Origin of the sequence: Rhodococcus sp. 14-2483-1-1 (assembly GCF_002259335.1) — a bacterium.
Taxonomy (GTDB): domain Bacteria; phylum Actinomycetota; class Actinomycetes; order Mycobacteriales; family Mycobacteriaceae; genus Rhodococcoides.
In genome coordinates this window covers 112,247-135,739 of sequence record NZ_NPFX01000015.1, presented here as the reverse complement: position 1 = coordinate 135,739, position 23,493 = coordinate 112,247, and the positions used below count along the sequence as shown (strand labels likewise).

Genomic DNA, 23,493 nt, shown 5'->3' with positions numbered 1-23,493 from the left:
GCTTGGACCGCGTCAATGGACCACTGCACACGTCTGACCGCGACAAGGGTTCATTCACCCACTGTGGGAGGCCACCTCGGACCGCGTGAATGAACCACTGCATACGTCTGAGCGGTGCAAGGGTCCATTGACGCGGGCGGCGGAGCCGCACGCACGCAAAAGCGGCACCCACCAGAAGGTGGGTGCCGCTTTTTGTAGAGCAGGGTGAAACTAGGTCACTTGACGATCTTCGTGACGCGACCGGCTCCGACGGTACGACCGCCCTCACGGATTGCGAAACGGAGGCCGACATCCATGGCGACCGGCTGGATCAGCGTGACGGACATCTCGGTGTTGTCACCGGGCATGACCATCTCGGTGCCCTCGGGGAGGGTCACAACGCCCGTAACGTCCGTGGTACGGAAGTAGAACTGCGGGCGGTAGTTGTTGAAGAACGGCGTGTGGCGGCCGCCCTCGTCCTTCGAGAGGATGTAGGCATTGCCCTCGAACTCCGTGTGGGGAGTCGTGGTGCCGGGCTTGATGATGACCTGTCCACGCTCGACGTCTTCGCGCTTGATGCCACGAACGAGGAGGCCGACGTTGTCGCCTGCCTGACCCGAGTCGAGCAGCTTGCGGAACATTTCGATTCCGGTGACGGTGGTCTTGGTCGAGCCGGGGCGGATGCCGACGATCTCGACCTCTTCGTTGACGTTGACCGAGCCGCGCTCGATACGTCCGGTGACCACGGTGCCACGACCGGTGATGGTGAAGACGTCCTCGACGGGCATGAGGAACGGCTTGTCGGTCTCACGGACGGGATCCGGAACGGAATCGTCGACGGCCTGCATGAGCTCCAGAACCGACTCGCCCCACTTCTCGTCACCCTCGAGTGCCTTGAGTGCGGAGACCTTGATGACCGGTGCGTCCTCGTCGAACTCCTGCGAAGCGAGGAGCTCGCGGACCTCCATCTCGACGAGCTCGATGATCTCGTCGTCGTCGACCATGTCGGCCTTGTTCAGTGCGACCAGGATGTAAGGAACACCGACCTGGCGGGCGAGCAGCACGTGCTCGCGGGTCTGCGGCATCGGGCCATCGGTAGCTGCCACGACCAGGATTGCGCCGTCCATCTGAGCCGCGCCGGTGATCATGTTCTTGATGTAGTCGGCGTGACCCGGTGCATCGACGTGCGCGTAGTGGCGCTTCTCGGTCTGGTACTCGACGTGGGAGATGTTGATCGTGATACCACGAGCCTTCTCCTCCGGAGCCTTGTCGATCTGATCGAAAGCCGATGCCTCGTTCAGGTCCGGGAACTTGTCGTGCAGAACCTTGGTGATTGCAGCCGTCAGCGTCGTCTTACCGTGGTCAACGTGACCGATGGTGCCGATGTTGACGTGCGGCTTCGTCCGATCGAACTTCGCCTTCGCCACTGTGTGTCCTCCTGGACTGATCTGTGCGTACCCCTGCGGGGCAAGCACGCGTATGTGTTGTTACTTATTACAGGTCGAGCGTGGTCCAGCAAACGAAGAGAATTACTCTCCGTTGACCTTCGCGATGATTTCCTTCGCTACGTTCGCGGGAACTTCTGCGTACGAATCGAAGACCATGGAGTAGTTAGCGCGGCCCTGCGTCTTCGACCGAAGGTCTCCGATGTAGCCGAACATCTCCGACAGCGGAACCAGTGCCTTGACGATACGGGCACCGCTGCGTTCCTCCATGGCCTGGATCTGACCACGGCGGGAGTTCAGGTCGCCGATGACCTCACCCATGTAATCCTCGGGCGTGATGACCTCGACGGCCATGACGGGTTCGAGAATGACGGGGCTGGCCTTACGTGCGGCTTCCTTGAACGCTTGTGAGCCGGCGACCTTGAAGGCCATTTCCGACGAGTCGACATCGTGGTACGCACCGTCGAGCAGTGTGACCTTGACGTTGACCAGCGGGTATCCGGCGAGAACACCGTACTGCATGGCGTCCTGAGCACCTGCGTCGACCGAGGGGATGTACTCCCTGGGCACACGACCACCGCTGACCTTGTTCTCGAACTCGTAGGTCGCGCCGTCTTCGCCCTCGAAAGGCTCGAGCTTGATGATGACCTTCGCGAACTGGCCGGAGCCACCGGTCTGCTTCTTGTGCGTGTAGTCGTGCTTCTCGACCGTCTTGCGGATGGTCTCGCGGTACGCGACCTGCGGCTTGCCGACGTTGGCCTCGACCTTGAACTCGCGACGCATGCGGTCGACGAGGATGTCGAGGTGCAGCTCGCCCATGCCGCCGATGACGGTCTGGCCGGTGTCCTCGTCCAGCTTCACCGAGAAGGTGGGATCCTCTTCGGCGAGCTTCTGGATGGCTGTTCCCAGCTTCTCCTGGTCGGACTTGGTCTTCGGCTCGATCGACACCTGGATGACCGGGTCCGGGAAGCTCATGGACTCGAGGATGATCTGGTTCTGCGGATCGCAGAGCGTGTCACCCGTCGTGGTGTCCTTGAGGCCGATGACGGCGTAGATGTGACCGGCAGACGCGGTCGCGATCGCGTTCTCCTTGTTGGAGTGCATCTGGAAGAGCTTGCCCAGACGCTCCTTCTTGCCCTTGGTCGAGTTGATGACCTGAGCGCCGGAGTCGACCTTGCCCGAGTACACCCGGACGTAGGTCAGCTTGCCGAAGAAGGGGTGCGTCGCGATCTTGAACGCGAGAGCTGCGAACGGCTCGTCTGCGGACGGCTTGCGAGTGATCTCCTTCTCCTCGTCGCCGACGGCGTGTCCGATGGTCTCGGCAACGTCGAGGGGAGACGGGAGGTAGTCGATGACCGCGTCGAGCATGGGCTGAACGCCCTTGTTCTTGAACGCAGATCCACACAGGATCGGGTACAGCTCGCTGTTGACCGTCATCTTGCGGATGGCGCCCTTGATCTCGTCGATCGTGAGCTCTTCGCCCCCGAAGTGCTTCTCCAGAAGCGCTTCGTCGGACTCGGCCACGGTCTCGAGCAGCATGGTGCGGTACTCGTCCGCGCGCTCCTTGAGGTTTTCCGGGATCTCCTGGATCTCGTACTTCTCGCCGAGCTTGGTCTCGCCACTCCACACGAGAGCCTTCATCTGCACGAGGTCGATGACGCCCTCGAAATCGTTCTCTGCGCCGATCGGCAGCTGGATGACCAGCGGCTTGGCACCGAGACGATCGATGATGGTCTGCACGGTGTAGTAGAAGTCCGCGCCGAGCTTGTCCATCTTGTTGACGAAGCAGATGCGCGGCACGTCGTACTTGTCGGCCTGACGCCAGACCTGCTCGGACTGCGGCTCGACACCTTCTTTGCCGTCGAACACTGCGACAGCGCCGTCGAGGACGCGGAGCGAACGCTCCACCTCGACGGTGAAGTCGACGTGACCGGGGGTGTCGATGATGTTGATCTGGTTGTCGTTCCAGAAGCACGTCGTGGCAGCAGAGGTGATCGTGATGCCACGCTCCTGCTCCTGCTCCATCCAGTCCATGGTGGCTGCGCCATCGTGAACTTCACCGATCTTGTAGGAGATACCGGTGTAGAAGAGGATGCGTTCGGTAGTGGTGGTCTTGCCGGCATCGATGTGGGCCATGATGCCGATGTTGCGGACCTTGTTGAGGTCGGTCAGCACGTCCTGTGCCACGAGTTAACCCGCCTTGGTGTTGGAAGAGGTATTGCCTGAGCTGATCAACGCTCCGGCGGTATCGGATAGTTCCGAATACCGCCCGAGCGAGGAGATCACCAGCGGTAGTGGGCGAACGCCTTGTTGGCTTCGGCCATCTTGTGAGTGTCCTCGCGACGCTTCACAGCGGCACCGAGGCCGTTGCTGGCGTCGAGCAACTCGTTCGCCAGACGCTCGACCATGGTCTTCTCACGACGAGCGCGCGAGAACGTGACCAGCCAGCGAAGTGCCAGCGTGGTGGAGCGGCCGGGACGAACCTCGACGGGCACCTGGTAGGTGGCACCACCGACGCGACGGCTGCGAACCTCGAGGGCCGGCTTGACGTTGTCGAGTGCACGCTTGAGCGTGACGACGGGGTCGGTGCCGGTCTTCTCGCGAGCCTGCTCGAGCGCCTGGTAGACGATGCGCTCTGCGGTCGACTTCTTGCCGTCGAGGAGAATCTTGTTGACGAGCTGCGTGACCAACGGCGATCCGTAGACCGGGTCGTTGATCAGCGGCCGCTTGGGTGCTGGGCCCTTGCGTGGCATATCAGCTCTTCTCCTTCTTGGCTCCGTAGCGGCTGCGAGCCTGCTTGCGGTTCTTGACACCCTGGGTGTCGAGCGAGCCGCGGATGATCTTGTAACGCACACCCGGGAGGTCCTTCACACGACCGCCGCGAACGAGCACCATCGAGTGCTCCTGCAGGTTGTGACCCTCACCGGGGATGTATGCGGTGACCTCGACCGAGGAGGTCAGGCGAACACGCGCGACCTTACGGAGAGCGGAGTTCGGCTTCTTGGGGGTGGTGGTGTACACGCGAGTGCACACGCCACGGCGCTGTGGACTGCCCTTGAGGGCAGCGGTCTTCAGTTTCGCAACCTTGTCGGTGCGACCCTTACGGACCAGCTGGTTGATCGTTGGCATAAACCGGCTTTCTTCGTGTCGATAAACAGGGATCTAGCAGTTGGAGCAAGAGAACACTGCTCCTCACCCGGTACTGCTGCTGCTCCAGTACTGCTATCGCGGGTCTCTTGCACCCCGCGGTCGGGTGTGTCGCATACCCCCACACGTCCAGCCGGTTGCGCGCTCTTCGATCGAACGTGCGCACGGCTGTACCTCGCATAGGCACACAAACGGTCCGGCCAGGCCGGACACGACCCATAACGATACCCGGCGGCGCGGCCTCGGGTCAAAACACCCTTCGCCCGGTACGCAACCTATCTGCTCAGGTTGAGTGTGAGGTCGGCCAGCTTCGCCGCGGCCTGGCAGGGATCGGGGTGCGCGACATCCGGCTGATACTGCACCCACCACCCGAAGATGCCCGCCTGATCTGCACCGGCCGAGACACCGCACGACGCGGAATCGTTCGGACGCTGGGCCTGTATTGCCTTGCGGCCCTGCACTGTTGTGTCGCTGACGGTGTACATCATCTTCTCGTCGGCGGCCCGCTCGGCAGCGAGGGTGCCGGACTCGAACCAGTTGAACGTCACCTTCACCGTGCCCGCGGAGCCGATCAGATCCCATCGGCAGATGGCCCCGAAGAAGCCGCGCGCGATGTCTTCGGCACCGGTGGCGTCCACGATCTGGTCGTCGGAGACGGCATCACACTCGGTCAACAACTTGGTGAATTCTTGACTACCCGAGCCGGCGAAGCTCGCCGGCCGCGGCGTGCCCTCGACCGTCTGGGCGCATCCGGCGACGAGCAACAGGGTCGACGCCGCCGCGATCACTTGTCTGCGCGTCATTGCTTGCGCTCCACCGTCAGCTGTGCGAGCTCGTTTCCGACGTCGCAGGGCGGGCGCGCGGCGGGTTGGTCGGAGTACGTGATGGACCAGTGAAAGAAGTCGTCGCCGAACTGGACGCCGATCTCGCACAGCGAGCCCTGCTCGGCTTCGAACCCGGGGTTGCCGTCGATCTCGATGTCCTTGGCCGGACGGCCGATCAGCTCGGAGCCTGCGCGTTCACGTCCGATCGGGCTGCCTCGGTACCAGGAGAAGCTGACGCTCGGACCACTGAAGACCACGGTCTCCCACTGGCAGCCGACGGAGTTGCGGGTGATCTGGGAGAACGGGCCGGCTCCGAACGCCGATTGCACCTCGGCGTCGGTGATCGAGCCGCATTCACCGAAGAACGGACCGGGCTCGTACGCCCCGGTGGTCGTCGTCGCTGCCTCGGTCGAGGCATCGGCGGCGTCGGTATCGGAACCACCGCAGCCCGCGACCAGCGCGGCGACTGCGGTGATCACCAGTGCCACTCGCTTCATGCGGTCCTTCGCGTGTTGTCCGATCCTGCAGTTCGACGTTTACAGCAGTTCGACGCCGCACTGAACCTATCAATCGGAGGGCGTTCCAGTCATGTGCCGTGCACAGCGCGTCCCTGCACGTACACGCCGACGATGGCAGGCTCGCGCATCGCCAGCAGCAGGGCGAACAGAGTCTGGTCTCGGGCCAGTTCGGCATCGTCGGCGCGAACACCGTGGTCGATCGCTGAAGCCAACTGCGGCCACGCGGACGGATCGACGACGACAAAATCAGCTTCCTTGCCGGTGTCGAAATTGCCGATCCGGTTCTCCATGTCCAGGGCGCGCGCCCCGGCGAGAGTCCCGGTGAACAGCAGTTCCGCCGGGTGCAGCGACAACCCGTCGTCCCCGGCCTCGGAGATGTGCACCTTGAAGGCGTCGGCCAGCACCTGCGGTAGCAACCATTCGTCACCGCCGCCGAAGTCGGAGCCGATGGCGATGTTCACTCCCGCGGCGACGGTTCGCTTCCACGGCATCGTGCCCGAGCCCAGAAACTGTTGCGAGGTAGGACAGTGCGCGATGGAGGTACCGGTCTGGGCCATTTGCTCCAGTTCGGCGTCCTGGCAGTGCACCGCATGCGCCAGGATGGTCCGCCTGCCCAGGAAGCTCTTTCCGCCGACCTGTGAGCCCGGCAGAAACTTGCCGTCGTACGTGTCGAGGTAGGTGTGCACTCCGTAGGCATTCTTGGTGGCGTCGATCTCTCCCGTGCCCGGCCGATTGTTCTCGTTGAGGTGCGTGTGGAAGTAGACGCCGCGGTCGCGCACCGAGTCGTAGAGCTCGCCGAGGTTCTTCAGCGTCTCGGCCGTCACCGAGAGCGAGAACCTCGGTACGACGGCCACGTGCAGCATCGCCGTGTCGACGGCGCCGGTATCGGCGGCGTGCCACTTCTCGATTTCCTCCGACACCAGACGGATGGCCTCGTCCTCACCCGTGATCAACGCCTTCGCCGAAGCCGGGCCGGTGGTCTGCACACCACGGCCACTGACGATGCGCAATCCGTGCTCGAGCGTCTCGGAGAACAGCGAATCCTGTGCGTGTGGAAATGCCGACCCGAACACCATCGCCTGCGTGGTCCCGGCCCGGATGCGTGCGGCGCAGAAGTCCCTGGCCGCCGCCGCGGCGAACTCGAGATCGGCAAAGCGAGACTCGGACGGGAAGATGCAGGTGTTCAGCCATTCGAGAAGCTGACCGCCGCCGTAGGAATCGCCGGCGTAGGTCTGCGGAAAGTGAATGTGGGTGTCGACGAATCCAGGCAGCAGAAACCCCGGTCGATGATCGGCAACCGCCACGTCTGCGAATCGGCTTGGGAGAGAATCGAACTCACCGCAGAACTCGATGATGCCGTCGTCGCCGACGATAAGGGCACCGTCGGGAATCGACACCAGCGCGGTTGCGGCGTCCGTCACGGTGGGCGAGCCTGCAACGTGAAAGATGTGGCCGCGGTGCACGCGTGCGATATCGGAAGTCACCCGCCAGACTCAAGCACAGGTTCGTCGGTGCTGCAGAGCCTGTGAGTTCTACCCAGCTACCGAACCGGCGACGACGGAGTGCCTCGCGCCCAGCGATGCGTCGAGAACATCGGCCCACGTGCGGACGATTTCGACGCGTCGACGCGCGTCGTCGGTGAGGACATCGGCGAGTCCGAGACCACGGGCGAGGTCGAGCGTCGCCTGCACGAGGCGGTGGGTCACGGGGTCGTTGTCGTCGACCCCGAGGTTCTCGACGGCCATCTGGTGGGCACGGCGACCGAACCGTTCTTCGAGGGGCACTATTCGATCGCGCAACTCGGGATCGGCCGAGGCGGCCGTCCACACCTGCAGTGCGGCTTTGAACATCGGACCGGTGTAGTACTCGACGAGCCGCTCCACGACGAGCTTCGTCCGCCCCGGCCCCGGCGGAATGTCCTGTGCTTCGCGCCGCGCGTCGTCCATACGAGTGTCGAACATGTACTCGAGGGCACCGGTGATGAGGTCCTCACGCGTCGGAAAATGGTGTTGGGTCGCACCGCGCGAGACCCCGGCGCGCTCGGCGACGACACCGACCGTCGTTGCGACCCAGCCCTGCTCGGCGAGCGAGTCGATCGTCGCCTCGAGCAGTCGCTGGCGCGTCACCCTGCTGCGGTCCTGCTTGGGTTCGCGCGCCATCACCATCTCCCTGCTCCTTCTCGACCTACTTTTCGACCGCCCAGGACGGAGGTCTCTTCTCCAGAAAGGACATCATCCCCTCTCGGGCCTCGTCCGATGCAAACAACCTGGCCGATTGCTCGGCAACTGCCGTCCCTCGCTCGTCGATCTCGCGTCGGATCGTCGCGGTGGTGAGCTGTTTGGACTCGGCCAGGCCCTGCGGCGAACACTTCCGAAACATGATCATGTAGTCCGCCACCGCTGCCGCGGGAACGGCGTCGGCCACGGTGACCAGACCGATCGCCTCGGCGGTAGCACCGTCGAACGTCTCCCCGGTGAGGAAGTAGCGACTCGCCGCACGAGACGAAAGCCGCGGCAGCACAGCAACGGAGATGACCGATGCCGCCAGGCCGAGGCGAACCTCCGTCAGCGCGAACGAACTCTGGGGTCCGGCGACCGCAATATCGCAGGCCGCGACGAGCCCCATTCCACCTGCGCGCACATGCCCGTCGATCTGCACGACGACGGGTTTAGGGGTGTCGATGATCAACCGCATCAGGTCGAGCATCTGCCGGGTGCGCAGCTCCGGTGACGATCCGGCTTCTCGGAGGTCGGCTCCGGCACAGAACGTGGTGCCGGTGTGGCCGAGCACGATCGTTCTGACGTCGTCGTCGTGCGCCGCAGCGATGAGGCCCGCTGTCAGCTCCTCGACCAACACTGACGACAGCGCGTTTCGGTTCTGCGGCGAATCCAACGTCAAATACGCTGTGTCTTTGCCCGACTCGACGAGAACGGCCATCAGTAGCTCCTGGGCAGTCCGAGCGAGTGCTGGCTCACGAAGTTGAGGATCATCTCCCTGCTCACCGGAGCCACACGGGCGATACGGGCGGCCCCGAGCATCGCAGCCAATCCGTACTCGCTGCTCAAGCCGGCCCCACCGTGGGTCTGGATCGCCTGATCGAGCGCCTTGATGCTGGCCTCGGCGGCAGCGTACTTGGCCATGTTCGCAGCCTCGGCCGCTCCGAAATCGTCGCCGGAGTCGTACAGCACCGCCGCTTTCTGCATCATCAGCTTGGCGAGCTCGAGCTCGATCTTGCACTGCGCCAACGGATGAGAAAGACCCTGGTGCGCACCGATCGGCGTCTTCCAGACCGTGCGCTCCTTGGCATACTTCACCGCTGCGTCGATGGCGTACCGGCCCATGCCGATGGCCATCGCGGCCCCGAGAATGCGTTCGGGGTTCAGGCCCGCGAACAGCTGCATCAGAGCGGCATCGGCCTCACCGACGAGTGCCTCGGCGGGCAGCCGGACGTCGTCGAGGAACAGCACGAACTGGTGATCGGGCTCGACGATGTCCATCTCCATCTGCGTCTTCTGCAGTCCCGGAGCGTCGGTGGGCACGATGAACAGGGCCGGCTTGAGCTTGCCGGTCTTGGAATCCTCTGTCCGCGCGACGATCAAGACCGCATCGGCCTGGTCGACACCGGAGATATAGATCTTGTTGCCCTTGAGAATCCAGTCGTCGCCATCTCGGCGGGCGGTAGTGGTGATCTGATGCGAGTTGGATCCGGCGTCGGGCTCGGTGATCCCGAAGACCATGATCTTGGACCCGTCGGCCAGAGCGGTGAGCCACTCCTGCTTCTGATCTGCCGTACCGTACTTGCCGATGATGGTGCCGCAGATCGCCGGGCTGACGACGACGAGCAGCAGACCGGCACCGTGCGCAGCAAGCTCTTCCTGAACGAGCGCGAGCTCGTAGATGCCTGCGCCGCCACCGCCGTATTCCTCGGGCAGATTGACGCCGAGGAACCCGAGCTTGCCTGCCTCGTTCCACAGTTCGGTCAGTGGCTCACCCTTGCGCGCTTTGGGCAGAACGTAGTCGATGTAGTTGTAGCGCTTGCCCAGCGACGAGACTGCGTTGCGCAGCCCCTTCTGCTCTTCGGTCTCGATGAAACTCATGATTGCTCCGCTCCCTTTTCTGTGACCACGGCAAGAACAGCACCGACTTCGACTTGCTGACCTTCTGTGACGTTCAATTCGGTGAGCACACCATCTGCAGGCGCGGTCACTGTGTGTTCCATCTTCATCGCCTCGAGCCACAGGATCGGTTGACCGGCGATGACGGTATCGCCCTGCGCAGCAGCGATTCTGATGACGCTGCCCGGCATCGGAGCCAGCAGCGACCCCGCAGCCACCTCGTCGGTGGGGTCGGTGAACCGCGGCGCCCGGACCAGACGGACCGGCCCGAGCGCAGAATCGACGAACACGTCCGAACCGTAGCTGTGCACCTCGAAGATGCGACGAATTCCGTTGTCGTCGAGCGTCACCGATGTGGGTGCGTACTCGACGAGTTCGACGCCGTCCAGCGAGACACCGCCCACCGAGGAAGTCAGGCCACTGCGTCCGATCGAGTATTCGACCGTTCTGTCGTCGTAGGTTTTTCGCTGCGGCTGCGACCGGAGGTTGCGCCAGCCGCCGGGCAGTCCACGGTTCACACGTGCCTGCGCCGTGTTGTGCGCCGCGTCCGCGAGCGCTGCGGCGAGCGACGACAGCTCCATGCCGCGACCCTGCGCGATCGGTAGCGACAGCACATCGAGGCCGTGGGTATCGAAGAAAGCGGTGTCGGTGTCGCCGGCCAGAAACGACGGGTGCCGCAGGATGTTGACCAGCAGATCTCGGTTGGTCTTCAGTCCGTGAATGGTGGCTCGCTGCAACGCTTTGGCCAGCAGATTCGCCGCCTGGTCTCGCGTCGGTGCGAACGAGATGACCTTCGCGAGCATCGGGTCGTAATGCGTGCTCACCACACTGCCGGACTCGACGCCGGAATCGACTCTGATTCCAGCCTTCGCGAGAACCTCGAACTGCGCGCCAGGGATTTCGAAGCGGTGTACGGCACCGCTCTGCGGCTGCCAGTCCTGGGCCGGATCCTCCGCATACAGGCGAACTTCGATGGAGTGTCCGCGCGCCGCCGGCTGCTCGGCGGGCAACCGCTCCCCCGCCGCCACCCTGATCTGCAGCGCCACCAGATCCAGACCCGTCGTGCATTCGGTGACCGGGTGCTCCACCTGCAGACGAGTGTTCATCTCGAGGAAGAAGAAGTTGCCCTTCTCGTCGGCGAGGAATTCGACGGTGCCCGCACCTTCGTAGCCGATGGCCTCGGTGGCGAGTGTTGCTGCATCGAAGAGTTTCTCGCGCATACCGTCGATGCGTTCGACGAGCGGTGACGGCGCTTCTTCGACGACCTTCTGGTGACGACGTTGGATCGAGCATTCACGCTCGCCCACTGTCCACACGGTGCCGAACCGGTCGGCCATGACCTGAACTTCGATGTGTCGGCCGGTCTCGATGTAGCGCTCGACGAACACCGTTCCGTCACCGAACGCCGACAGCGCTTCTCGCCCCGCAGCTTCGATTTCGGACTGCAGCGTGTCGAGGCTGCGCACGATCCGCATGCCGCGACCACCGCCACCAGCGGAGGCCTTGATCAGCACCGGGAGTTCGTTCTCGGTGACGGACTCGGGATCGAGCTGCGTCAGTACCGGCACTCCGGCGTCGGCCATCATCTTCTTGGACTCGACCTTCGAGCCCATCAGCTCGATGGCCTTGACGGGCGGCCCGATCCACGTCAAACCGGCGTCGAGGACCTGTCGGGCGAATTCCGCGTTCTCGGAGAGGAATCCGTATCCCGGATGCACAGCGTCGGCCCCGGCCTGTACCGCCGCTGCGATGACGAGCTCACCACGAAGATAGGTCTCGGACGAGCTGTTGCCGGGTAGGCGCACAGCGGAGTCCGCCTCGCGCACGTGCGGGGAATTGGCGTCTGCGTCGGAGAACACCGCGACGGTGTCGATGCCTTCGGCGCGGCAGGTGGTAAAGACGCGGCGGGCAATCTCGCCGCGGTTGGCTACGAGGACGGACGATACGGTCATGGCTTCACATCCGGAAGACACCGAAGTTGGCGGTGCCTTCGATCGGGGCAGAGGCGATGGCCGACAGGCACATTCCCACTACCGTGCGGGTATCACGAGGGTCGATGACGCCGTCGTCGTACAGGCGTCCGGAGAGGAACATGGGTAGCGACTCGGCTTCGATCTGCGCCTCGATCATCGCGCGCATTCCGGCATCGGCCTCCGCGTCGAAAGCCTGGCCGCGGGCCTCGGCGGCGGCGCGTCCGACGATGGAGATGACACCGGCGAGTTGCGCGCCGCCCATGACGGCGGATTTGCTCGACGGCCAGGCGAACAGGAATCGCGGGTCGAAGGCGCGGCCGCACATTCCGTAGTGACCGGCACCGTAGGACGCACCGAGCAGGATCGAGATGTGCGGAACCGTCGAGTTGGAGACGGCGTTGATCATCATCGAGCCGTGCTTGATCATCCCGCCTTCCTCGTATTCCTTGCCGACCATGTAACCAGTGGTGTTGTGCAGGAACAACAGTGGCGTGTTCGACCGGTTGGCGAGCTGGATGAACTGCGTCGCCTTCTGCGATTCCTCGCTGAACAGCACACCGCGTGCATTGGCCAGGATGCCGATGGGATAGCCGTGCAGCTCGGCCCATCCGGTGACGAGCGAGCCGCCGTACATGGGCTTGAACTCGTCGAAATCGGAGCCGTCGACGATGCGGGCGATCACCTCGCGGGGGTCGAACGGGATCTTCAGGTCGGTGGGGACGATGCCGAGCAGATCCTCGGGGTCGGCCAGCGGCTCGATGGTCTCGGCGCGCGGCTCCGGGCCCTTCTTCTTCCAGTTCAACCGGGAGACGATGCTGCGTCCGATACGGATGGCATCCTGTTCGTCGACGGCGAAATAGTCTGCGAGACCGGACTTTCGGGCGTGCATCTCGGCCCCGCCGAGCGACTCGTCGTCCGAGTCCTCGCCGGTGGCCATCTTCACCAGCGGCGGGCCGGCGAGGAACACTTTGGATTGTTCCTTGATCATGACCACGTGATCGGACATCCCGGGAATGTACGCGCCGCCGGCGGTGGAGTTACCGAACACCAACGCGATCGTGGGAATGCCCGCCGCCGACAGCTGAGTCAGGTCGCGGAACATGCGTCCGCCGGGGATGAACACCTCCTTCTGGGTCGGCAGATCGGCACCGCCGGATTCGACCAAGGAGATCACGGGCAGTCGGTTCTGGGTCGCTATGTCGTTACCGCGGAACCCCTTCTTGAGAGTCCACGGGTTGCTGGCTCCACCGCGGACCGTCGGATCGTTGGCGACGATGAGGCATTCGACTCCGCACACGACGCCGATGCCCATGACGGTGCTCGCCCCGACAGGAAAGTCGCTGCCCCAGGCTGCAAGTGGGCAGAGTTCGAGAAACGCGGAGTCCTCGTCGATCAACAGCTCGATACGCTCGCGGGCAAGTAGCTTGCCGCGCTTCTTGTGCCGCGCCACGTACTTTTCGCCGCCGCCGAGAAGAGCCTTGCCGTGTTCGGCGTCGATCTCGGCGAGTTTGGTGTTCATGGCCTCGGTGGCACCGGTGAACTGTTCCGATGCGGTGTCGAGGGTGGACTTGAGCACGCTCATGCCTGATACCCCAATCGTTTTGCTGCCAGTCCGGTGAGAATCTCGGTGGTCCCGCCGCCGATACCGAGGATGCGCATGTCGCGGTACTGACGCTCGACTTCGCTCTCGCGCATGTAGCCGAGTCCACCGAAGAGTTGTACCGCCTGATTGGCGACCCACTCTCCGGACTCGACGGCGGTGTTCTTCGCGAAGCAGACCTCGGCGATGAAGTCCTGGTTCTCCTGCATGGACCGCTCGACGAGGGAGCGGGTGTATACGCGGGCGATATCGATCTTCCGCGCCATCTCGGTGACGGTGTTCTGTACGGATTGCCGTGCGATGAGCGGCTTTCCGAATGTCTCTCGATCGCGGACCCACTGCAGAGTGAGATCGAGGCACCGTTGCGCACTGGCGTAGGCCTGGGCGGCGAGGGCGATGCGCTCGGTGAGAAACGCCTGCGCGATCTGCGCGAAGCCACTGTTCTCGGCACCGACCAGGTTGCTCACCGGCACGCGAGCGTCGACGAACGAGAGCTCAGCGGTATCGGATGCGCGCCAGCCCATCTTGTCGAGCTTGCTGGTGACCTCGAACCCTGGTGTGCCCTTCTCGATGACGAGCAGCGAGACGCCGGCGGCACCGTCGCCACCGGTGCGAACCGCGGTGACGACAAAATCGGCTCGGCACCCCGAGGTGATGTACGTCTTCGATCCGTTGACGACGTAGTGCTCGCCATCCCTCACAGCCTTCGTCCTGAGGTGGCCGACGTCGGAACCACCGCCCGGCTCGGTGATCGCGAGCGATCCGATCTTCTCGCCGGCCAGCGTGGGCCGCACCCACTTCTCGATCTGGTCGGCGTCGCCGGCTGCCACCAAGTGGGGCAACGCGATTCCACTGGTGAACAGCGATGCGAAAAGCCCGCCGGACGCACCGGCCTGATGCATCTCCTCGCAGATCACGACCGCGTCGGCCAGATCTCCACCGTCCCCGCCGACCTCCTCGGGAAAGCCGGCACCGATCAGACCGAGGGCTGCCGCCTTCTTGTGCAGATCGCGCGGGATCTCGCCGTCGGTCTCCCACTTATTCATGTGCGGCGCAATGTCCTGCTCGACGAAGCTACGGACGGTCTTGCGAAGCTGCTGACGCTCGGGCGTCGTCCAGATGCTCATCCGAGTTCTCCTTTGTAAGCAATCGTTTCGGGGATGTCGATGTGCCGCGACCGCAGCCATTCACCGAGCCCCTTGGCCTGTGGATCGAACCTGGCCTGCGATGCCACGCCTTGGCCGAGGATGCCCTCGATGACGAAGTTCACCGCTCGCAGGTTCGGCAGCACATGCCGAGTGACAGTGAGTTTCTCGGCCTCGGGCAACATCTTCTTCAGGGTCTCGACCGTCAATGCGTGGGCGAGCCATGCGAATTCGTCATCGGTACGGACCCAGACCCCGACGTTGGCATTGCCGCCCTTGTCGCCGCTTCGGGCCGCGGCGATGGTTCCCAGTGGTAGCCGGATGGTCGCTTCGTCGGCTCTCGGTGCCGGGAGCGTCGGTTCATCGAGGGCCTCCAACGCCCGCGTGTCCGTCGACGGTGCGATGGCGCTTTCGGTGCCGTCGGCGAGATGCGCAACGTGCGACACCTGGGCCGCGTCGACGAAACCTGCCGTGAACACTCCGTACGGCGCTCCGTTTCCCGGCGGTGCGGTCACCGAGAATCCGGGGTAGCTGGCCAGTGCGAGTTCGACTGCAACCGCAGAGAACTGACGTCCGACGGCGTCGGGGTTGCTGTCGCGGGCCACGCAGCGCAGCAAGGCGCTGGCCGTCTCTTCCGTCTCGGCGTCCGGCTTGTCGGTACGTACCAGGGTCCAGTCCAACTCGGTGGGACGGGCCGCGAGCCAGGACTCGAATTGACGTTCTGCCAGTGCCGCTTTGGCCTCGATGTCGAGGCCGGTGAGCACCATCGTGAATTCGTTGCGGAAGCCGCCGAGCGCATTGAGCGAGACCTTGTAGGTGGGCGGCGGCGCTTCGCCGGTCACGCCGGTGATGGACACCCGATCGCTGGATTCCTGCGTGAGGATCGCCGAGTCGATCCGTGCGGTGACGTCGGGGTTCGCGTAGCGGCCGCCGGTGATTTCGTACAGCAGCTGAGCGGTCACGGTGCCGACGCTGACAGCCCCGCCGGTGCCCTCGTGCTTGGTGATGACGGACGACCCGTCGGACTCGATCTCGGCGATGGGGAAGCCTGGTCGAGACATGTCTGCGATCTCGGTGAAGAAGGAGTAGTTGCCGCCGGTCGCCTGGGTTCCGCATTCGATGACGTGCCCGGCGATCACGGCTCCGGCCAGTGCGGCGTAATCGGTTGCAGCCCAGCCGAAATGGGCTGCCGCAGGTCCGACGATCACGCTGGCATCGGTGACACGGCCGGTGACCACGACGTCGGCACCGGAGTTCAGGCATTCCACGATGCCCCACGCGCCGAGGTAGGCATTTGCGGTCAGCGGATTACCGAGGCCTAGTTCGGCCGCCCTGCCGAGAAGGTCGTCGCCATCGACGTACGCGATTTTGGCACCGGAGTCGAGCTTCTCCAGCGCCTCGGCCAAGCCACGTGGATTCAGACCACCGGCGTTGGCGACGATCTTGACACCTTTGTCCAGTGCCAGTCCCAGGCAGTCCTCGGCCTGGCGCAGAAAGGTTTTGGCGTAGCCACGGGTCGCATCCTTCATCCGGTCGCGGCCGAGGATGAGCATCGTGAGCTCGGCGAGGTAATCACCGGTGAGGTAGTCGAGTTCGCCGCCCTCGAGCATCTCGCGCATGGCCGACAGGCGGTCTCCGTAGAAGCCCGAACAGTTGCCGATTCGTACGGTCATGCTTTCTCTCGTCCCGATCCTGGAGGGCCTGCGAAGGCTTGGGCGATGGTGAGCCAGTGCGCGGCGTCTGGTCCCTCGGCACTGATGTCGAGGTTGTCGCGATGAGCCCGCTGGGTCACGAGGAGGCAGAAGTCGAGCGCCGATCCGCTCACGCGTTGGGCGGCGTCTTCGGGGCCCCAGGACCACAGCTCACCCGAGGGCGCGGTGAGCTCGATGCGGAACGGATCGGCAGGAGGGGTCTGCTCATTGACCGCGTAGGCGAAATCTCTCGTACGCACACCGATATGAGCGACGCCGCGGATTCGGTCGGTGGGCAGGCGGGAGACGCCCAGTGCGTCGGCGACATCCTGGCCGTGGGCCCAGGTCTCCATCAGCCGCGCGGTCGCCATGGACGCGGCACTCATCGGCGGTCCGAACCAGTCGATCTTGATTCCGGGCGGCACCTGGACCAGAGCATCGGTCATGGCGTGGCGTCGGGTACGCCAGATGCTCAGTAGTTCGGGATTGCGGGCTTCTTCCTCCGCAGCCTCGTCGACGAAACCGGTGGGGTTCTCCCACGCTGTCTTCAGAGTGAGAGCGAACTCCTCCTTGGCCGCGGTATCGCCCGATGCCGCGGACGTGGTGCGCTCGGCCACGTGGTCGGTCCAGGACAGATGTGCGATCTGGTGTGCGATCGTCCAGCCCTCGGCCGGTGTCGGTGCCGCCCACTGCTGTGATGTCAATTCTGCGACGAGCGCATCGAGGTCGTCGCCCTCGGCACGGAGGTCGCCGACGAGTGTGTCGAGGTCTGCCATGGGTCCAGCTTCACAAAGCCACGAGAAAAAAGCAAGCACGCTTGCTTGTTAATTCGTAACCTTACGTTCGCTTGCCGTCCCTACGGTGACGACTGTGAAAATGTCGAGACTCGCAGCCGTCACCGTTACCCTCGCTTTCATGGCCGCCGGTTGCTCCTCTGTGAATCCAACCGCTGCGGACCCGGCCCCCGAGGGACCGTCGAGCATTCGGGTCGCGACGTTCAATGCGAGCCTCAATCGATCGGCAGCCGGGCAGTTGGTGACCGACCTGCAGGGCGAGAATGCTCAGGCCCGCGCGGCGGCCGATGTGATCTCCGCGAACTCACCGGATGTGTTGTTGGTCAACGAGTTCGATTACTCGGGTGACGATGCGGTGAGGCTGTTCAACGACAACTATCTGGACGGGCAGTACCCGTACTCCTTCACTGCGCCCGTGAACACCGGCGTCGACTCGGGACTCGACCTGGACATGGACGGCGCGCTCGGCGGCCCGGGCGATGCCTGGGGTTTCGGGCAATTCCCAGGCCAGTACGGCATGGTCGTGTACTCGAAGTATCCGATCGACACCGAATCGGTACGCACGTTCCAGAACTTCCTGTGGAAGGACATGCCGGATTCACTACTGCCGCGCGACTACTACGGAGAGGTATCCGACGCTCTGCGGCTGTCCAGCAAATCGCATTGGGACGTGCCGATCGACGTGAACGGCAAGACGCTGCACGTACTGGCCTCTCACCCCACTCCCCCGTCCTTCGACGGACCCGAGAACCGCAACGGCAAACGCAATCACGACGAGATCCGGCTCAGTGCCGACTACATCTCGGGCGCGGATTACCTGTACGACGACAAGGGCGTGCGCGGCGGACTCGAAGAAGGAGCGTCGTTCGTCACGCTGGGTGACCAGAACAGCGATCCGGTCGACGGAGATTCGGTTGCGGGTGCCATCGCGCAGGTACTCGACCTTCCGCGGGTCCAGGATCCTGCACCTACCTCGGCTGAACACGGTACGGACACAGCCGATTTCGCCGACCCGACGCCGGGCGACCTTCGGGTGGACTACGTGCTGCCATCGGACGATCTGACAGTGGTCGATTCGCAGGTGTACTGGCCCAATCAGGCCGAGCACCCCTCGGACCACCGACTGGTGTGGGCCGACCTCGAAATATGATGGGTGCGTGACCGATCTACCGATTGTCGAGTTCGCCTACCCGGGTCCCCTTCGGGACAAGCTGGTTGCAGCCGTGCTGTCCGGTGCGAAGACCAGCACGGCAAGCCTGCTGGTGCAGTACACCGACGAAGAATTGCCGAAGGTCGGCCAACGCGGTGCGGTGGTGGATTCGGCGGGAGTCGTGGTCGGAACCATCGAAACCATTGCCGTCGATGTCGTTGCACTGAAAGATGTTTCGCTGCAACACGCCCTCGACGAGGGTGAGGGTTACGCCGATGTGGCGCAGTGGCGATCCGGACACGAAAGATTCTGGCACTCGGCCGAGGTCCGCGAGGAACTGGGCGATCCACACTTCAGCGTCGACGACGACACTCAGGTGGTCCTGGAGCGGTTCGTACTCGTGTGAAGTCGTGGCTCGTTTTGTTCCGACGGTTCGATGCCTACTGCTCGAAGGGTTGCAGCTTCTGCGCTGTCCGGATCATACGGCCGTGCCGCTGTCATGATGACCCGCGCATTCTCCGGAGTGTGGATCTCGAGCTCGACGGAATTCCACGGTCGAGTATGCGGCCCGGTGACCGAGCCGGGTCGGATTTGCGTGCAGGCCTCGACTACGGCGTCGAGCTGGTCGAGAACACAGGCGAAGCTCACAGTCATCTCGGGCAGAGTGGCCGATCGGTCCACGGGTACCAGTAGAACATCTTGGAACGCCCAGCGGCGCAGGTGAACCAATCGACCTGGGATCGAGAAGAGCTCGAAGAAACCCAAGGCATCGATCCAGAATTCGGTCGACTCCGCGAGATCCGCGGTGGGGATGGTGACGAACATGGGCATGCCGTACAGGCCACGAAACAGTGGGGGCGCGGTGGCGTCCGGGCCCGGAATCGGTACGGGGCTCACCTCGAAGGCGGGGTAGTTCTCGTTCATGCTCACCATCCTGAAGCCTGACGCCACGTCAGGGTCAAACAGTATTGTCGGTGGGCGGGTGTATGGACACTCGATGTCCAATTCTCCATCATTGCAACATGATTGGGGTTGACGACCGGCCCACATCTCGGTATTCTCGAACATACGTTCTACGTCTTGTTGGACCATCCGCCGGGGGGCGACCACACAATGACCACATTCAGCTCGACGCGCAGTCGATTCGCGGCCTATCTCGGGCCGCAATCGAAGCCGTACATCGAGGGTGCTTCTCTGGCCGAGATTCGAGATGTCGCGATGCTGGAGAATCAGGCGTGCGCACGGAAAGTGGCTGTAGCCGCCGAGATCTGGGACGCGTGTATTCATCAGAACGTGCTCGTTGGTGACATCATTCAGGATGCCGGCAATTACGCGGCGTCGGAGATTGCGCACGTTCTGGGTTGCTCGAAGACCGTAGCGAACACGTACGCCGAGATCGGCATGGACTTACGGCTCCGGCTTACCGATGTTGCAGCAGCGTTCGAGGCCGGCGAACTCGATCTGCCCCGGGTCCGCGCGATATACCGGTGCACCCACAATCTGACGCAGAACGCCGCGACGGCCGTCCAAGGGGAGGTTCTGCACGCTGCCCGACGTCTGTCACCGGGTCCGCTGGCGACCGAAATCTGGTCGATCATGTACCGCATCGCGCCCGAGCAGGCTGCCGCTCTGCGCAAGGACCTGGAACGACACACCAACGTCACGTACACCGACAAAGACGTGCTCTCGACGCTCAAAGCCGACCTCACCGCCGCCGACGCCGCAGCTGCTTGGCAGTTGATCAACGAGATGGCCGCGACCGTGTGCCGACGTGATCCGCGAAACAAGGGGCAGAAGCGTGCCGCAGCGTATGTTGCTCTGCTGCAGCAAGAGTCGTCGATGGCATGCATGTGCGAACCCGACGACGACAATCCGTGCACGGCCGATACTGTGCGTCCTGATCGACGTGCCCCACTGACAGTGATCACCGTCGACCTCGCCACTCTCGCCGGTCTGCTGTCCAATCCTGCTCACCTGGCCGGCCACGGCCCCATCGATGCCGAGTACGCCCGGGAACTAGCAGACAACGCACACTGGCAGATCCTCCTCACCGAAGCCCGCAATTTGGCGGAGAACCTCGGCTACGGCGAAGACCTGGAGTCACTCGTAAACCTCGATACCGATACCGATACCGATACCGATACCGATACCGATACCGATACCGACAATGGCACGGGCACTGAAGACAAGGGCGCCGAAAGCAGCGCCGACAGCGGCAGCAGGTCGCAGGTGGTGTTTCATCCGCTGGGACGCAGTCGTCGTCGCGTCGGCGGTTCGGTTCCTCGGCCCCCGAAGTCCGCACAACCACCGCGAAGCACCTGTGTCGCCACACCGTATCGGGGCACTTACACCTTCGTTGCCGAACGCGAAGCGGCCATCACCGCAGATCCCGCTCTTGGGCTCGCGCTCCACCCGGACGGTCATGGAGGTCTCGTGTTGCCTCCACCCGGAGCCCTCGTCTATCGCCCGACTGTTGCACTTGCAGAACGTATTCGGTACCGCGACCGCACGTGCCGGCACCCCGGCTGCGATGTCCCGACCCAGCAATGCGAGATCGACCACATCGTGCCGTACTTCCATCGCGACCCCGAGTCCGGTGGCTGGACCATCGACACCAACCTGCACTGCCTGTGCCGCTACCACCACAGTCTCAAGACCATGGGGTTGTGGACGCCGGTGATGCTCGCCGGCGGTGTCGAGTTCTGGGTCTCGAATGCCGGCACCACCTCGATCACTGTTCCCGGCACCACGCAACTCGCGGACCTGAGCCATCTTCCCGTTGTCCACCGCAGGCCCAAAGGTGAAGCGATGCAGGCAGGTACCCCAATCCTCGAGATAGTCCAGCCGCTGCCCGCGCCGGTACCTACGTCGGCACCCGACGATGATCCTCCGCCTTTCTGATGGATCTCGGGTCAGTACGCAGAAGTTCCACCGCAGTCGACGTGTCTGCGGTGGAACAACTGTGCCCAATCGGCGTCGCGGGTGTCAGCCCGTGTAGGTGCTGAGGTCGTACACCGTCGCGCTGCCGACGGTGCTGGCGGTGAAGTTCGCCTCGACCCATTCCTGGATCTGCGAGGAAGTACTCGCGGAGTCACCGCCCATGCCCCCGCGCGCCATTCCGCCACCCATTCCGCCCGACACGTAGTACGCCACCTCGTGATTGGAGACGTACTCGATAAACTCGTCGAGAGTCGGGGTGGGATCGCCGCTCCATCCGCCGATCGCCATCACTGCCGTATCGGACGCCAACTCGTATCCGGCTGCAGACATCGAACCGTTCACAGCAGCGGACCACCGCGTGGTCGTGGACTCGAGCAGAGCCGTCAACTCCTCGTCGGTCTCACCCATACCGCCCATCGACATACCGCTCGGCAGGTCGCCGCTGCCGAAGCCGGCCGGAAGATCGGCAGCATCAGCCGGCATGCTCGCATCATCGCCCGACGCAGCATCAGCCGGCATCGCATCGCCCGGCATCGCTCCCGTCGGCATACCACCACTCGGCATTCCACCACTCGGCATACCACCGCCTGGCATACCGCCAGGGCCGCTGTCGGTGACGGCACCGGTCGGGCCTGCGGTGGGGACGGATCCACTGTGCGCGTTCGTCGTCGTGGCGATCGCATAGGAAGCGCCACCGCCGAGACCGGCCACGGCTCCGAGGATCAACGCAGCGGCAGTGAGCTTTCGGTACCGCCCGGCCAGCAGAATCATCACGGCCGCAAGGATGGTTCCCGCCAACAGAATCCACTTCAACGCCGGCAGCCAATCCGCGTTGCGGTGCAGCAGCACCCAACTCCAGGTACCGGCCGCAATCATCATCGCCGCCATACCCGCTCTGCCCCAGATGGATTCGCGCCGAAGCCACAGTGCGTAGCCGCCGGTTCCGATCATGCCCGCAAGTGCAGGAGCGAGCGCGACCGTGTAGTACGGGTGGATCGTGCCGGACATGTAGCTGAAGATCAGCGCCGTCACCAAGAACCAACCGCCCCACAGAATCAGGGACGCACGCAGCAGGTCGGTCCGCGGCGCTCGACCACGAGCAATCAGACCGAAGACCAGCGCCACCAGAGCAGCAGGGATCAGCCACGAAATCTGGATTCCCATTTCACTGCCGAACAGGCGGTCCAGGCCGGTCGACCCTCCGAAGCTCGATCCCGCTGCCCCCGCGCTCATTCCGGCTGGAGCCTCCATGCCGCCTCCACCGGTGTTACCGAAGATACGACCGAGCCCGTTGTAGCCGAGCACCAGATCCATCACGGTGTTGTCGGTGGACCCGCCGATGTACGGGCGCGCACTTTCCGGCCACAGCTGAACCGTCACCACCCACCAGCCGGCGGCGGCGACCAATGCCGCGAACGCACCGACCAGATGCAGCAGTCTTGCGCGCAATTGTGCCTGTCCAGCAACCAGATATGTGAGACCGAACGCGGGCAACACCAGCAGCCCCTGCAACATCTTCGTCAGGAACGCGAACCCGAGCGCCACGCCGGCGAAGGCCAGCCACATCGCGGCCCGTCGACCGGCCGATGTCTGCAGAGAGCGCACGACGAAGTAGCCGCCGAGAGTCATGAGCAGCACCAGCAACGCGTCGGGATTGTCGAAGTCGAACATCAGCGCGGCGGCAGGAACGGACGCCAGAGTGAAGCCGGCGAGCAAGCCGGCAGTGGGATTCGCGACCCGCTTGACCGCGGCATACACCGTTGCCACTGCGGCGACACCCATCAAGGCTTGCGGGAGAAGCAAGCTGAAGCTCGAGAACCCGAACAGACGGGCCGACAGTCCCATCACCCACAGTGCGGCCGGTGGCTTGTCCACGGTGATGAAGTTCTCGGAATCGAGTGATCCGAAGAACCACGCCGTCCAGTCCTTGGTGCCTGCCTGCACCGCCGCGGCGTAGAACGTGTTCGCGTAACCACTTGCGGTCAGGTTCCACAAATACAGGGTTGCGGTGGCCGCGAGCAGAATCAGCAGCCCGAGCAGGTGCCGGCGGCGATACCACCACGTGTCCTGCCAGGACGGCTGGCGGGCGTGCGACGGGGGTATCGCGGCCGGTCGGTCGATTTGGGCAGTCATCGCAAATCCTGTTCGTCGAAGTTGTCGACTACGAGAGTG

At 63.8% G+C, this 23,493-nt stretch carries 20 protein-coding genes; 3 read left to right on the top strand and 17 right to left on the bottom strand.

Annotated features, from left to right (window positions below; translation table 11 throughout):
- Positions 1–215 precede the first annotated feature (215 nt).
- From tuf to CH294_RS15910, 15 genes are all read right to left on the bottom strand, one after another.
- A complete protein-coding gene (gene tuf, locus CH294_RS15980; protein ID WP_032380840.1) occupies positions 216–1,406 on the bottom strand; it encodes an elongation factor Tu in 1,191 nt (396 codons plus the stop codon).
- A gap of 102 nt (positions 1,407–1,508) precedes the next feature.
- Positions 1,509–3,611 (bottom strand): elongation factor G, encoded by a 2,103-nt coding sequence (fusA, locus tag CH294_RS15975; protein WP_032380505.1) that lies wholly within the window; start codon positions 3,609–3,611, stop codon positions 1,509–1,511.
- A gap of 95 nt (positions 3,612–3,706) precedes the next feature.
- On the bottom strand, positions 3,707–4,177 hold the full coding sequence (rpsG, locus tag CH294_RS15970; RefSeq protein ID WP_003941856.1) for a 30S ribosomal protein S7: 471 nt from the start codon (positions 4,175–4,177) through the stop codon (positions 3,707–3,709).
- 1 nt (position 4,178) lies between these two features.
- Positions 4,179–4,553: a 30S ribosomal protein S12 gene (rpsL, locus tag CH294_RS15965; RefSeq protein WP_008714048.1), complete on the bottom strand. Its 375-nt coding sequence runs from the start codon at positions 4,551–4,553 to the stop codon at positions 4,179–4,181.
- A 293-nt stretch (positions 4,554–4,846) separates the two neighbouring features.
- Complete coding sequence (locus CH294_RS15960) at positions 4,847–5,374, bottom strand: DUF3558 domain-containing protein (protein ID WP_037153558.1); 528 nt, start codon at positions 5,372–5,374, stop codon at positions 4,847–4,849.
- Positions 5,371–5,892, bottom strand: coding sequence for a DUF3558 domain-containing protein (locus tag CH294_RS15955; protein ID WP_032401979.1), 522 nt, complete (start codon positions 5,890–5,892; stop codon positions 5,371–5,373). Before CH294_RS15955 ends, CH294_RS15960 begins: the two co-directional genes overlap by 4 nt.
- 89 nt (positions 5,893–5,981) lie before the next feature.
- Positions 5,982–7,385 carry a guanine deaminase gene (locus CH294_RS15950; RefSeq protein ID WP_094738554.1) on the bottom strand — a complete coding sequence of 468 codons (1,404 nt, stop codon included), beginning with the start codon at positions 7,383–7,385 and terminating at the stop codon, positions 5,982–5,984.
- Positions 7,386–7,445: 60 nt separating this feature from the next.
- On the bottom strand, positions 7,446–8,072 hold the full coding sequence (locus CH294_RS15945; RefSeq protein WP_032380839.1) for a TetR/AcrR family transcriptional regulator: 627 nt from the start codon (positions 8,070–8,072) through the stop codon (positions 7,446–7,448).
- A gap of 25 nt (positions 8,073–8,097) precedes the next feature.
- Positions 8,098–8,850 (bottom strand): enoyl-CoA hydratase family protein, encoded by a 753-nt coding sequence (locus CH294_RS15940; protein WP_094738489.1) that lies wholly within the window; start codon positions 8,848–8,850, stop codon positions 8,098–8,100.
- Positions 8,850–10,010, bottom strand: coding sequence for an acyl-CoA dehydrogenase family protein (locus tag CH294_RS15935; RefSeq protein ID WP_094738488.1), 1,161 nt, complete (start codon positions 10,008–10,010; stop codon positions 8,850–8,852). Before CH294_RS15935 ends, CH294_RS15940 begins: the two co-directional genes overlap by 1 nt.
- A complete protein-coding gene (locus CH294_RS15930) occupies positions 10,007–11,980 on the bottom strand; it encodes a biotin carboxylase N-terminal domain-containing protein (RefSeq protein ID WP_094738487.1) in 1,974 nt (657 codons plus the stop codon). The genes CH294_RS15935 and CH294_RS15930 overlap by 4 nt, the downstream gene beginning before the upstream one ends.
- 4 nt (positions 11,981–11,984) lie before the next feature.
- Positions 11,985–13,583 carry a carboxyl transferase domain-containing protein gene (locus CH294_RS15925; protein WP_094738486.1) on the bottom strand — a complete coding sequence of 533 codons (1,599 nt, stop codon included), beginning with the start codon at positions 13,581–13,583 and terminating at the stop codon, positions 11,985–11,987.
- Positions 13,580–14,728 (bottom strand): acyl-CoA dehydrogenase family protein, encoded by a 1,149-nt coding sequence (locus CH294_RS15920; RefSeq protein ID WP_094738485.1) that lies wholly within the window; start codon positions 14,726–14,728, stop codon positions 13,580–13,582. The genes CH294_RS15925 and CH294_RS15920 overlap by 4 nt, the downstream gene beginning before the upstream one ends.
- On the bottom strand, positions 14,725–16,419 hold the full coding sequence (locus CH294_RS15915) for an acyclic terpene utilization AtuA family protein (protein ID WP_094738484.1): 1,695 nt from the start codon (positions 16,417–16,419) through the stop codon (positions 14,725–14,727). The genes CH294_RS15920 and CH294_RS15915 overlap by 4 nt, the downstream gene beginning before the upstream one ends.
- On the bottom strand, positions 16,416–17,213 hold the full coding sequence (locus CH294_RS15910; RefSeq protein ID WP_094738483.1) for a TIGR03084 family metal-binding protein: 798 nt from the start codon (positions 17,211–17,213) through the stop codon (positions 16,416–16,418). The genes CH294_RS15915 and CH294_RS15910 overlap by 4 nt, the downstream gene beginning before the upstream one ends.
- A 100-nt stretch (positions 17,214–17,313) precedes the next feature.
- Here CH294_RS15910 and CH294_RS15905 point away from each other — a divergent pair, with 100 nt between their 5' ends.
- Positions 17,314–18,381, top strand: a complete 1,068-nt coding sequence (locus tag CH294_RS15905) for an endonuclease/exonuclease/phosphatase family protein (protein ID WP_094738553.1) — start codon at positions 17,314–17,316, stop codon at positions 18,379–18,381.
- Positions 18,382–18,388: 7 nt separating this feature from the next.
- Positions 18,389–18,787, top strand: coding sequence for an ASCH domain-containing protein (locus CH294_RS15900; RefSeq protein ID WP_094738482.1), 399 nt, complete (start codon positions 18,389–18,391; stop codon positions 18,785–18,787).
- Here the strand turns inward: CH294_RS15900 and CH294_RS15895 are convergent.
- A complete protein-coding gene (locus CH294_RS15895) occupies positions 18,754–19,305 on the bottom strand; it encodes a VOC family protein (RefSeq protein WP_094738552.1) in 552 nt (183 codons plus the stop codon). The two genes, CH294_RS15900 and CH294_RS15895, sit on opposite strands and share 34 nt — an antisense overlap.
- A gap of 189 nt (positions 19,306–19,494) precedes the next feature.
- Between CH294_RS15895 and CH294_RS15890 the strand changes: the two genes are divergently transcribed.
- Complete coding sequence (locus CH294_RS15890) at positions 19,495–21,282, top strand: HNH endonuclease signature motif containing protein (protein ID WP_094738551.1); 1,788 nt, start codon at positions 19,495–19,497, stop codon at positions 21,280–21,282.
- Positions 21,283–21,366: 84 nt separating this feature from the next.
- Here CH294_RS15890 and CH294_RS15885 read toward each other — a convergent pair whose 3' ends face one another.
- Entirely contained in the window at positions 21,367–23,454 is a 2,088-nt protein-coding gene (locus CH294_RS15885) for a glycosyltransferase family 39 protein (protein WP_170944745.1), read from the bottom strand.
- Between the last annotated feature and the right edge of the window lie 39 nt (positions 23,455–23,493).